The following is a 12,526-nucleotide window of genomic DNA, read 5'->3' on the forward strand; positions in this document are numbered from 1 at the left end:
CCGTACGTGCTGCGAGTCCCGTACGCGCTGTGAGCTCCGTACGGGTCCGGGTACGGGTGAGGGTGCGGCGGCCGTGGCGGCTCGCCGCCGAGGCGTCCGCTCTCCTGATCGCCCTCGTCGTCGCCTTCCCCCTCTACTGGATGGTGCTCGGCGCCTTCAAGCCGGCAGGCGAGATCGAGTCGGCCGAGCCGAGACCCTGGACGCTCGCGCCCTCCCTCGACTCCTTCCGGCGCGTCTTCCAACAGGAGGAATTCGGCCGGTACTTCCTCAACAGCCTGATCGTCGCGGGCACCGTCGTCGTGGTCTCCGCCCTCGTCGCATTCCTCGCGGCGACCGCGGTGACAAGGTTCCGGTTCAGGTTCCGCACGACGCTTCTCATCATGTTCCTGGTCGCGCAGATGGTGCCCGTCGAGGCCCTCACCATTCCGCTCTTCTTCCTCATGCGGGACTTCGGGCAGCTCAACACACTCGGCTCACTGATCCTGCCCCACCTGGCGTTCTCCCTGCCGTTCGCCGTGTGGATGCTCCGGGGCTTTGTGAAGGCCGTCCCTGAAGCGCTGGAGGAAGCCGCGTACATCGACGGCGCGAGCCGCACCCGGTTTCTCTGGCAGATCCTTTTCCCGCTGGTCTTTCCCGGCCTCGTGGCGACCAGCGTCTTCTCCTTCATCTCCACCTGGAACGACTTCCTGTTCGCGAAGTCCTTCATCATCAGCGACACCTCGCAGTCGACCCTGCCCATGGCCCTGCTCGTCTTCTTCAAACCCGACGAGAACGACTGGGGCGGCATCATGGCGGCGTCGACGGTAATGACCATTCCGGTACTGGTCTTCTTCGTACTCGTACAGCGGCGCCTGGTGTCCGGGCTCGGCGGCGCGGTTAAGGACTGACGTCAGTGACTTCGGCAGATCTCATTCCCGCACCCCGCCGGACGGCGCCCGGTGACGGCCTCCACGAACTCGGCGACGCCACCACGATCGACGCCGGCGCGGGCACCGAGGGCGTCGCCCGCTGGCTGCGCTCGACCGTCGGAGCGGCCACGGGCCTCGGCCTGCCCCACGCCGGCACGGGCGTTGACCTGCGCGACGGTGAAACCCGTATAGAGCTGCGCATCGTCCCGGAACTGGACCCGGAACTCGGCCCGGAGGCCTACCGGATGACCGTCGGCCAGCGGACCGTCCGTATCGAAGGCGGCAGCGCGGCCGGCGTCTTCTGGGGAGCCCAGACGTTCCGTCAGCTCCTCGGCCCCGACGCGTTCCGGCGCGCACCCCTCGAACCGGGCCGCAAGTGGACCGTCCCCACCGGCACCGTCGAGGACGCCCCCCGCTTCGCCTGGCGCGGCCTGATGCTCGACGTATCACGCCACTTCATGCCCAAGGACGGGGTCCTGCGCTATCTCGACCTGCTCGCCGCGCACAAACTGAACGTCTTCCACTTCCACCTCACCGACGACCAGGGCTGGCGCATCGAGATCAAGCGCCACCCCAAGCTCACGGAGCAGGGCGCCTGGCGCGCACGCACGAAATTCGGCCACCGCGCCTCACCCCTGTGGGACGACCGTCCGCACGGCGGCTTCTACACGCAGGACGACATCCGCGAGATCGTCGCGTACGCCGCCGAACGGCATATCCGCGTCGTCCCCGAGATCGATGTCCCCGGCCACTCCCAGGCGGCCATCGCGGCCTATCCGGAACTCGGCAACACGGACGTCGTCGACACCGCCTCCCTCACCGTCTGGGACAACTGGGGAGTAACCCCGAACGTACTCGCGCCGACCGACCACACGCTGCGCTTCTACGAGGGCGTATTCGAGGAACTCCTCGGCCTCTTCCCCGCCGACGTCTCGCCGTTCATTCACATCGGCGGCGACGAGTGCCCCAAGGACCAGTGGAAGCAGTCGCCCGCCGCGCAGGCTCGGATCGCCGAACTCGGCCTGAAGGACGAGGACGAGCTGCAGTCCTGGTTCATCCGGCACTTCGACACCTGGCTCACCGAACGCGGCCGCCGCCTCATCGGCTGGGACGAGATCCTGGAGGGCGGCCTCGCCCCCGGCGCCGCCGTGTCGTCCTGGCGCGGCTACCAGGGCGGCATCACCGCCGCCCGGGCCGGACACGACGTCGTCATGTGCCCCGAGCAGCAGGTGTACCTGGACCACCGTCAGGCGCCGGGCGACGACGAGCCGATGCCCATCGGATACGTCCGCACCCTCGAGGACGTCTACCGCTTCGAGCCCGTCCCCCCGCAGCTCACGGAGGAGGAGGCGCGGCACGTCCTGGGTACCCAGGCCAACGTGTGGACCGAGGTGATGGAGAGCCAGGCCCGCGTCGACTACCAGGTGTTCCCGCGCCTGGCCGCCTTCGCCGAGGTCGCCTGGAGCGCCCTGCCCGCCCCCGCCGAGCGCGACTACGCGGACTTCCGGCGCCGAATGACCGCCCACTACGGCCGCCTTGACGCCCTCGGCGTCGGCTACCGCCCGCCCACGGGCCCCCTTCCGTGGCAGCAGCGACCGGGTGTGCTCGGACGCCCGATCGAGGGGGCGCCCCCGAACGTGTGAGACGCCCGCCGTACGCGTGCCCCGGGGCTCCGGCCCTGGGACCGTGGGACTGCACGAAAAAGCCTTACAAAAATCACCGAAGAGTGGCAATGCGCACCGACCGGTGACCAGGGGAGAAAGCGACCCATCTCCCTGGTCCTCGGGGCGAAAGCCTCCTAGCGGACCCCCTCGCCGGGCCCCCGGGAAGATGTGCCAGAGTTGCCACGTCCGGCCTGTCAGCACGTACCGTACGGCGGAACAGGCGTAACGGCGCGAACGACGGTTCACATGCCGAAGCCGCCGGGCGAAGTGCCGGACATCGGGAAGGGGCAGCCGGTTTGACCACGCACGCAACGCAGGCCGTGACGCTCCCGGGCTCGCTGGACGAGGCCGTGGCAGCACTCTCCGCCATGCCCGCCGCGGTCCCGGTCGCGGGCGGCACCGATCTGATGGCCTCGGTCAACGCCGGACTGCTGCGCCCCGCCGCCCTCGTCGGCCTCGGCCGCATCAGCGAGATCCGCGGCTGGCAGTACCAGGACGGTCACGCTCTGCTCGGCGCCGGCCTCACCCACGCCCGCATCGGACGCCCCGACTTCGCCGCCCTGATCCCCGCGCTCGCGGCCGCGGCACGCGCCGCCGGACCGCCCCAGATCCGTAACGCGGGCACCCTCGGCGGCAACATCGCCTCCGCCGCCGCGACCGGCGACACACTGCCCGTCCTGGCCGCCCTCGAAGCCACCCTCATCATCGCGGGCCCCGGCGGCGCGCGGCGCGAGGTCCCCGTCTCCCACCTGCTCGCGGGCATGGAGATGCTCAGCCCCGGCGAGCTCATCGGCTTCGTACGCGTGCCGCTCCTGCACGCCCCGCAGACCTTCCTCAAGGCCACCGGCCGTACCGGCCCCGGACGCGCCCTCGCGTCCGTCGCGCTCGTCCTCGACCCGGCCAGGCGCGGCGTGCGGTGCGCGGTCGGCGCCATCGCGCCCATGCCGCTGCGGCCCCTGGAGGCCGAGCAGTGGGTGGCCTCGCTCATCGACTGGGACGGCGAGCGGATGCTCGTGCCTGAGGCGCTGACCGCGTTCGGCGAGTACGTCGCCGCGGCCTGCATCCCCGACGCCGCCCCGGCCCCGGACGGCACCCAGGAACAGCTGCCGCCCGCCGTACTGCACCTGCGGCGCACGGTCGCCGCGCTGGCCCGACGGGCACTTGGGAGGGCGCTGTCGTGACTGACGAGCACAACCACGGTGGCCACGCTGGCCACCAGGGCGGCGGCTGGGAGCCGCTGCCCCAGGGCGACTACGACGCGGACGCCACCGCCTTCGTGCAGCTCCCCGAGGGCGGCCTGCCCGACGTGCCGCTGGCCGCGCCGGGACACGGTTACGTGCCGCCGCAGATCACCATCGCGCCCGGCGGTCCCGCGGCCACGGACCCGACGGCGACGGGCCTGTGGGTGCTGCCGCCCGACGTGACGGGCGCGCAGGCGGCGCCCACGGGCGCGGCGACCGGCGAGGTGCACTGGCCCGAACCTGCCGAACACACCGAACACGCCGAACGCATCGAACACGCCGAACCGGCCGCTCCTGAGGCGATGCCTTCGTACGGCCACGGGGCCGGGGTGACCGGGCAGTGGAACTTCTCGGACGTCGAGCACCAGGCGCCGCCCGCCCACGACCATGCCGTTGCCGAACCGGCGGGACAGACGGGACAGACGGGACAGGCGAGCCAGACGGGACAGACCGGGCAGTGGTCGATTCCGGTCATCGCCGAAGGGGATCTTCCGGACGAGTCGGGCGAGTTCACCACGTCGTCCCTCGCCGCGCAGTGGGGCCGGACGCCTCCGGCGACGCTGCCGGGGGGCGCGGTGGCGCCCTGGGCGGCGGAGGAGTGGGCGAGGGAGCCTTCGCAGGGCGTTCCGGAGGACGAGTTCGAGCCCGAGTTCGAGCCCGAGGTCGCGCCTGAGGCTGCGCCGGAGCCGACGCAGGGGAACGTAAGCGACATACATGCGGTACGCGCCGTACACGGCGTACTCGGCGAACCCGAGCCGGTCGGGACGGCGGACGGCGAGGCGCATGCCTTCGCGGACGTCGCCGCCGAGTCGGCGAAGGAGCCGGTGCGGGTGCCGACTGCCGAGGCTTCGGAGGTCCCGGAGGTCTCTGCGGCTTCTGCGGTTTCTGCGGTTTCTCAGACTTCTGAGGTCGACGAGGTCCCGGACGTCACCGAGGTCCCCGACGTCAGCGAGGCCCCCGCTCCTGAGGGCGCCGCCCCCGACGAGCCCGCCCCCGACGCCGTGGTCGCGCCCCTCCACGACGACCACCCCCTCGCCTCCTACGTCCTGCGGGTCAACGGCAGCGACCGCCCCGTCACCGGCGCGTGGATCGGCGAGTCCCTGCTCTACGTCCTGCGCGAGCGCCTCGGCCTCGCCGGGGCCAAGGACGGCTGCTCGCAAGGCGAGTGCGGCGCCTGCAACGTGCAGGTCGACGGCCGCCTCGTAGCCTCCTGCCTCGTGCCCGGCGCCACCGCGGCCGGGAGCGAAGTACGCACCGTGGAGGGCCTGGCCACCGACGGGCAGCCCTCCGACGTGCAGCGCGCCCTCGCCGGCCGCTGCGCCGTCCAGTGCGGATTCTGCGTGCCCGGCATGGCGATGACCGTGCACGACCTCCTCGAGGGCAACCCGGCCCCCACCGAACTGGAGACCCGCCAGGCGTTGTGCGGCAACCTGTGCCGCTGCTCCGGTTACCGCGGGATCCTGGACGCCGTACAGCAGGTCGTCACCGAACGCGAGGCGACGGCGGCGGGCGCGACCACCGCGACGGACTCGACGGGCCCGTCCGTCTCCGCGGGTGACGCCGCGGGCGAGGCCCGCATCCCGCACCAGGCGGGACCCAGCGCGACCGAAGGTATTCAGGACGGAGGCCTGGCGTGAGTGACGAAGCAACAGCCACCGCGCCCGCGGCCCCCGTGGCCGAGCCGCTGCCGCACGGCCTCGGGGCGTCCCTGCCGCCCGCCGAGGCGCGCGCCAAGACGGAGGGCACCTTCCCGTACGCCGCCGACCTGTGGGCCGAGGGCCTGCTGTGGGCGGCCGTCCTGCGCTCCCCGCACCCGCACGCGCGCATCCTCTCCATCGACACGACCCACGCGCGCGAGATGCCCGGTGTACGGGCCGTCATCACGCACGAGGACGTCCCCGGAGCGCCCCTTCCCGGCCACCGCGCCGCGGACCGCCCGGTGTTCGCCTCCGACGTCGTACGCCACCACGGCGAGGCCATCGCGGCCGTCGCGGCCGACCACCCGGACACCGCACGCATGGCGGCCGCGGCCGTCCTCGTCGAGTACGAGGTGCTCGAACCGGTCACCGACCCCGAGCAGGCCTTCGCCGCTGAGCCGCTGCACCCCGACGGCAACCTGATCCGCCACATCCCCCTGCGCCACGGCGACCAGGACGCGGTCGGCGAAATCGTTGTCGAGGGCCAGTACCGCATCGGCCGCCAGGACCCGGCCCCCATCGGCGCCGAGGCCGGCCTCGCCGTCCCGCGGCCCGACGGGGGAGTGGAGCTCTACATCGCCTCCACCGACCCGCACGGCGACCGCGACCTCGCCGCCGCCCGCTACGGCCTCGAACCCGAGCGCGTGAAGGTCGTCGTCACGGGCGTGCCCGGCGCGACCGGCGACCGCGAGGACCAGAGCTTCCAACTCCCGCTCGGGCTGCTCGCGTTGAGGACCGGCTGCCCGGTCAAACTCACCGCTACGCGCGAGGAGTCCTTCCTCGGTCACACCCACCGCCACCCCACCCTCCTGCGCTACCGCCACCACGCGGACGCCGAGGGCAAGCTGGTCAAGGTCGAGGCGCAGATCCTCCTCGACGCGGGCGCGTACGCCGACACGTCCTCGGAGGCGCTCGCCGCCGCGGTCTCCTTCGCCTGCGGCCCGTACGTCGTCCCGCACGCGTTCATCGAGGGCTGGGCGGTACGCACCAACAACCCGCCCTCCGGCCACGTACGCGGAGAAGGCGCCCTCCAGGTCTGCGCCGCGTACGAGGCGCAGATGGACAAGCTGGCGAAGAAACTCGGTATCGACCCGGCGGAGCTGCGCCTGCGCAACGCCATGGCGACGGGCGACGTACTCCCGACCGGGCAGACGGTGACGTGCCCGGCGCCGGTCGCCGAACTGCTGGGCGCGGTACGGGACTTCCCGCTGCCGGAGCTGCCCAGGGACACCCCCGAGGCGGATTGGCTGCTGCCCGGCGGCCCCGAGGGCGCGGGCGAACCGGGTGCGGTGCGCCGCGGTGTCGGCTACGGCATCGGCATGGTGCACATGCTCGGCGCGGAAGGCACCGACGAGGTGTCGACGGCGACGGTGAAGGTCCACGACGGCGTGGCCACGGTCATCTGCGCTGCCGTGGAAACCGGCCAGGGTTTTACTACTTTGGCGAGGCAGATCGTCCAGGACACCCTCGGCATCGACGAGGTCCAGGTCGCCCCGGTCGACACGGACCAGCCGCCGGCCGGCCCCGGCTGCCGCGGCCGCCACACCTGGGTCTCGGGCGGAGCGGTCGAACGGGCCGCAAAAATGGTCCGCACCCAGCTACTCCAGCCCCTCGCCCACAAGTTCGGCATGTCAACGGAGCTGCTCCAGATCGCGGACGGCAAGATCACGTCGTACGACGGAGTCCTGTCGACGACGGTCACCGAGGCGATGGACGGCAAGGAACTGTGGGCCACGGCCCAGTGCCGCCCGCACCCCACCGAACCCCTCGACGCCGACGGCCAGGGCGACGCCTTCGTGGGCCTCGCGTTCTGCGCGATCCGCGCGGTGGTCGACGTGGACATCGAACTCGGTTCGGTACGCGTAGTGGAGCTGGCGGTAGCCCAGGACGTGGGCAGGGTGTTGAACCCGGCGCAGCTGACGGCCCGTATCGAGGCGGGCGTCACCCAGGGAGTCGGCGCGGCCCTCACGGAGAACCTCCGCACCCCGCGCGGCCTGGTCCGCCACCCAGACTTCACGGGCTACGCACTCCCCACGTCCCTGGACGCCCCCGACATCCGCATCGTGAAACTGGTCGAGGAACGGGACGTAGTAGCCCCCTTCGGAGCGAAGGCGGCAAGCGCGGTCCCGGTGGTCGCGTCCCCGGCGGCAGTGGCCTCAGCGGTCCGCGCGGCCACGGGCCGCCCCGTCAACCGCCTCCCGATCCGCCCGCAGGCGGCGGTGGTGACGAACGCGTCCGCTCCGGCGATGGCGTCGTCAACGGAATGAATCTCCAAGCCCCCATTGCCCATTGCCCGTTGCAACTTGTGACGTGACGTGTCGTTGTGTGACGCGATGTCGATGGACTCTGCAACGGGCGGCGTGTGAACTGACAGTGCGTTTGGCTAGAGTTGTTGTCGAGACTTCGTAGACGAGGGCGTCGGCCGATGACCTTCGGCGGGCGACGCGACGGGACGAGCGGTCTGAACGACGCCGGCCGCCGCCGCTCGACGAGCGGTCTGTACGGGACACGGGGACGCGGGGAACGGGGAGGACGCGATGGCAGAGGCAGCGGACAAGGGCGGCGGCAGCGACGGCTCGCCGTGGGCCTTCTTCGGCGTACTCGGAGCGGTGGGGGCGGCGCAGGCGGCGGTGGGCGACATCGTCACCGAGCTGGAGTCGTTCACGAAGTTCCAGCAGCGGGTTGATCAGTTGATTAAGGATTTGAAGGGGTCCCCAGCAGACTCGAAGAAGCTGGGGCAAGAGCCGTTGGGTCGAGCCCAGTTCGGTGGCGGAGCGGACGGTTTCAAGGAAGCGGCCGGTCTCCACACGTCGTACCAGACGGTGATCACGGAGCTCGAGACCCTGTCGCAGTTGCTCTCCGACTCGATCGAGGGCATGGGGATCGCTGTTCTGAAGTCGCACAAGGGCTACGCGAACATCGACGACGACATCAAGGACCGGATGCGCGCAATCAGCGCGGCGGCCACGAAACACTACGGCGGCCCGTACGTGCCGAACCTTCCCAATAAGGACAAGGACACCAAGGATCCCGTAACCCACAGCAGCGATACGAGCAAGTCTGTGGATGGCGCTTCGGGTGGGGGGCTCTAAATGGCAGAGGCACCGATCGGCGGCGGGAGCGTCGGAGGCACGCTGTTCGCGAACATGAGTCACGAGGAGATGCTGGCGTGGCTTGACCAAGCGAACAGTGGGGGAGTCCAGGCTGCCGCCGGCAAGCTGACGGCAGCAGCCAAGGAGATTCACAAGATTGCAGACGAACTCAAGGTCCGTCCGCAGTGGGTGAAATGGAAGGGCGAGGGCGCGGACTCCTTCCGTTCGTGGGCGGCCGACTTGGCCAACGCGACGCTCGGGCTCGGCGACTACAGTGAAGGCGCTGCCAAGTGGATGGGCGAGGCCGCTAACGCGATCTCCACAGCCCAGGCGACCATCCCCCGTGACAAACACAGTGCCAAGGCCAACCTGGATGCGGCGCAGGCAGCACACAACGACCCTGACGCCCAGTCGGTCGCTTCGAAGTCGTCGAGTGAGCTCGCGGCGATCGCGGCCGACAAGGAAAAGGTGCGGCTCGAGGCAGCCGGACACATGGAAAAGCTCGGCCAGGCGTACTCGTTGTCGTCAGGTCAGATGGACCAATTGACGGCAAAGAAGCCCAAGTTCCCGCCACCGCCTGCGGCGTTCGTGCCGGCCGGTCACAACTCCATTGATGGCGGTAGTCAGGATGTCGCAGCGCCTGGTGGCGTGGCCGGTTCGGAGAGAGCCACAGGTGCTGCTGTGGGCGCCGCTGCGACGGCCAGTGGGCATTCTGCTTCCCCGGGAGTGGCTCCCGCGGTGGCTGAGCATGGGCAGATCCAGCCTGCGGAGCCCGTGAAGCCGGAGATTCCGACACGGATGGGCGTCGACTCCGTCGACACGCTTCCTCACCTGCAGACCCCTGCGCAGGCAACAGGCCAAGCACCGGTAAGCACGCCCCCGAGCGGTCCTACCGCGCCTACTCCCGGCATGATCCCTCCGGTCTTCCGTGGAGGAGGCGTAAAGCCCATCGGGAACCCCGGGGGCGGGCCGCCACTGGCAGGTCGCCGTGGCACCTCGCCTTTCACTAACGGCAGTGGATCAGTAAAACCGGGTCCTCAGTCGGCTACGGGTGCCACAGGCCGCCCGAACACCGGCATGCCGGGCCAGAGCGCCACGGGCCGGGCCACCGGAGCGACCCAAGGGCGTCTGCCGACGAACAATGGGGTGTCCGGCGGACGTCCCCAGCCTGTAACGGGCAAGCCCACGAAGGGAATTCCCCGGGGCACGGTGATGGGCGGCGAAGGCAACGCCGCGGGCCGTGGCGCGACTGGAGGCCGTGGCCTGGCAAGCCAAGGACCGACGGGTTCCAGGCCGGGGCAGACGGCTGGACGGCCCGGCGTGATCGGCGAGAGCCCGCGTGGTGCTGCTTCCGGGCGCCGAGCTGCCGGAATCACCGGTGAGAACGGTGGCATCGTCGGAGGTCGACCGCAACAACAGGGCGGCCGCGCGAATGCCCGCGCCTTCAGCACGGGTGGCTCGGGACTGGTGCGCGGCCAGGGGAGCGTAGGCGGAGGTTCGCCCGAGGACACGCACCGCGGGAGCCAGGCGGGCCGCAATGGTGCGGTGCCCAATGGCTCAAGCCCTGGCGAACGCCGCGATGAGGAACGAGGGGCGCGCCCCGACTACCTCGCTGAGGACGAGCAGACCTGGCAGCCGGACGGCAGCCGTAATGTGCCCCCGGTTGTCGATGACGCGCCCAAGAACAACGAGAGGTAACGCATGCCCACCACCAGCACTCGTCACAGACGCCGCGGCGCAGCAGCTTCGGCGCTCCTAGGCCTGCTGCTGGTGGGTACGGCAGCAGCCCCGGCTCAAGCGGGCTCCATCCGGTCTCAGCAGTGGTACCTCGATGCCATGCAGGCGGACGGCATGTGGAAGACCAGCACGGGCAAGGGCGTCACCGTCGCCGTCATCGACACGGGGGTGGACCGTAACAACCCGGATCTGCAAGGCAGGATCCTCAGCGGCAAGGATCTCGCGCCGGCCAGTCAGTCGGGAGATGCATACACCGACTACGAGGGCCACGGCACCGGCATGGCTGCATTGATCGCTGGAACAGGTGCTTACGGAGGCGGACAGGGCTCTCTCGGCCTGTCGCCGGGCGCGAAGATCCTTCCGATCCGTCTGCCGAACGCCATGGAGGCGTCCAGTGAGGCCGAATCGAGCGCAGAGTTCCTCGACGCGCTGGTCAAGGGAATCCGGTACGCGGCCGACGAAGGCGCGAAGGTCATCAATATTTCTCAGGCGCAGGCGCAGGGATCGCCTCAGCTTTCGGCAGCTGTCGACTACGCCCTGAAGAAGGGCTCGTTGATCTTTGCTGGAACTGGCAACAGTGGAAACAAGGCCAATACGCTCGAATATCCTGCGGCCACGCCAGGTGTGGTTGGCGTTGGCGCAATTGGCAAGGACTTGCATCGGACGTCCGAGTCGACCTACGGAAAGCAGGTCGACATCTCCGCCCCAGGCGATGAAATGGTTCACGCCTGTGGCGGCAAGACCGGCTTCTGCAAGACCCACGGTACAAGTGACGCCACCGCCTTGGCCTCTGCGAGCGCTGCCCTGCTCTGGTCCAAGCATCCTGCCTGGACCAACAACCAGGTCCTCCGAGTCATGCTCAACACCATCGGAGGCCCTACGGACGGCGCGAAACGCAACGACGCCATCGGCTACGGAACCGTCCGCCCCCGCATTGCCCTGAAGACCCCCGGCGACCCCGGCCCGGCCGGCAAGTACCCGCTCCCGGACTACCCCGTCGCAGCATCCAAGCCCCCAGCCACCAAGCCTTCCAAGGGCGCCCAGGCCCCGGACGACACCAGCTCCGCCGCGCCGGCCGCCGCATCGAAGGGCGACGACAGCAACACCCTCCTCTGGATCGGTGTCGGCGTAGGCGTGCTCGTCGTGGCCGGCGCCGCGACCGCCGTTGCGATCAGCCGCAGCCGACGCCGCGCGGCGGCCTCGCATGCCTCGCCGCCGCCCTACCCTCCGGCCCAGCCGCCCTATCAGGGACAGCAGTACGGGGCGCCGCAGTTCACGAACCCACAGCAGTACGCGCCTCCGTCGGGCGACAACCAGCACAACCCCAACCAGGGTCGCTGACGGTCCCCATCCGGGACGTCCCGCACGATCCTGAACGGGCGGACGACGCCTAACCTGTTGCGCCGGCCGCCGCCTCCAAGGCCGCGAGCAGGCCCGAAACACCGGGGACACCCCCGCCTCACCCGATGTCAGGCGCACCATCCGGCAGGTTCTCCGCGTCGGCGCACTGCCGGATGTCCTGGGCCGCGTGCCGGGCGGTGGAGGCGGCCAGGGTAGCCGCGTTGGCACGCAACGTGTGGTCCTTCATGTCTGGTCCGCTGCCGCCTACGCCGACCGAGATCGACAGAAGCTCGTCGCCGCCTGAATGCACCGGGCAGTTGACAAAGAGGTGAGCGCCGGTGCCGTACAGGTACCCGATCGCGTTCCCGAGCGTCAGCGGCGTATGGCCGGACTTGCGAGCATCGTGCTCGGCGTCGGCGCGGTTGTAGTCGGCACCCTGAAGCAGCCGGTACTCGACATCGACCTTCGCCCCTCCTCCGGTCAGCAAGCATTGCCCGAGTGCCCAGCCGCGCATGGCGCCCTGACTGTGCTCGGCGGAGGAGAACTTGTAGGAGTTCCTCTCTTGGAACTTCTCGCCGTGCTCGGGCATGAGACCCCTCACGGCCGTGCCGGGAAGCGACTTCTCGCACACCTTCCTGGGCACTGCTACGGCGGGTTCCTCGTCGGGCCACAACAGCCAAGCGCCGACCCCGGCCAGAACGAGCAGGACGCCCGCCGCGACGGCCGAGACCTTCCAGGGGCGGCCGCGCGTCGGGCAGGAAGTCGTCGTCGCGGGGGCCGCGTCCACGTCTTCATCCTGTCGAGGCCGTCAGTCCTGAGGGCCGATGGCTGGAACGAGCGCTTTGG

At 70.3% G+C, this 12,526-nt stretch carries 9 protein-coding genes; 8 read left to right on the plus strand and 1 reads right to left on the minus strand.

From position 1 onward, the window contains the following. Window positions 1-29 precede the first annotated feature (29 nt). The 8 genes from OHA58_RS21965 (at window position 30) to mycP (ending at window position 11,680) form a co-directional block, all read left to right on the plus strand. Entirely contained in the window at window positions 30-887 is an 858-nt protein-coding gene (locus OHA58_RS21965) for a carbohydrate ABC transporter permease (protein ID WP_405480799.1), read from the plus strand. Window positions 888-892: 5 nt separating this feature from the next. Beyond that, window positions 893-2,551 carry a beta-N-acetylhexosaminidase gene (locus OHA58_RS21970; RefSeq protein WP_405480800.1) on the plus strand — a complete coding sequence of 553 codons (1,659 nt, stop codon included), beginning with the start codon at window positions 893-895 and terminating at the stop codon, window positions 2,549-2,551. Window positions 2,552-2,868: 317 nt separating this feature from the next. After that, entirely contained in the window at window positions 2,869-3,753 is an 885-nt protein-coding gene (locus OHA58_RS21975) for an FAD binding domain-containing protein (protein ID WP_405480802.1), read from the plus strand. Next, window positions 3,750-5,450 carry a 2Fe-2S iron-sulfur cluster-binding protein gene (locus OHA58_RS21980; RefSeq protein ID WP_405480803.1) on the plus strand — a complete coding sequence of 567 codons (1,701 nt, stop codon included), beginning with the start codon at window positions 3,750-3,752 and terminating at the stop codon, window positions 5,448-5,450. Before OHA58_RS21975 ends, OHA58_RS21980 begins: the two co-directional genes overlap by 4 nt. Continuing rightward, window positions 5,447-7,777: a xanthine dehydrogenase family protein molybdopterin-binding subunit gene (locus OHA58_RS21985; RefSeq protein ID WP_405480804.1), complete on the plus strand. Its 2,331-nt coding sequence runs from the start codon at window positions 5,447-5,449 to the stop codon at window positions 7,775-7,777. The genes OHA58_RS21980 and OHA58_RS21985 overlap by 4 nt, the downstream gene beginning before the upstream one ends. Window positions 7,778-8,047: 270 nt before the next feature. Then, the gene (locus OHA58_RS21990) at window positions 8,048-8,602 is read left to right on the plus strand and encodes a hypothetical protein (RefSeq protein ID WP_405480806.1); all 555 of its coding nucleotides are present in this window, start codon (window positions 8,048-8,050) and stop codon (window positions 8,600-8,602) included. Then, window positions 8,603-10,300 (plus strand): translation initiation factor IF-2, encoded by a 1,698-nt coding sequence (locus OHA58_RS21995; RefSeq protein ID WP_405480807.1) that lies wholly within the window; start codon window positions 8,603-8,605, stop codon window positions 10,298-10,300. Between the two features lie 3 nt (window positions 10,301-10,303). Beyond that, the gene (mycP, locus tag OHA58_RS22000; protein WP_405480808.1) at window positions 10,304-11,680 is read left to right on the plus strand and encodes a type VII secretion-associated serine protease mycosin; all 1,377 of its coding nucleotides are present in this window, start codon (window positions 10,304-10,306) and stop codon (window positions 11,678-11,680) included. A gap of 118 nt (window positions 11,681-11,798) precedes the next feature. On the opposite strand, the gene OHA58_RS22005 is transcribed toward mycP, so the two are convergent. Then, window positions 11,799-12,467, minus strand: coding sequence for a hypothetical protein (locus OHA58_RS22005; protein WP_405480809.1), 669 nt, complete (start codon window positions 12,465-12,467; stop codon window positions 11,799-11,801). Window positions 12,468-12,526 lie beyond the last annotated feature (59 nt).

It is taken from the genome of Streptomyces sp. NBC_00009 (assembly GCF_045040855.1).
Classification (GTDB): Bacteria; Actinomycetota; Actinomycetes; order Streptomycetales; family Streptomycetaceae; genus Streptomyces; species Streptomyces aureus.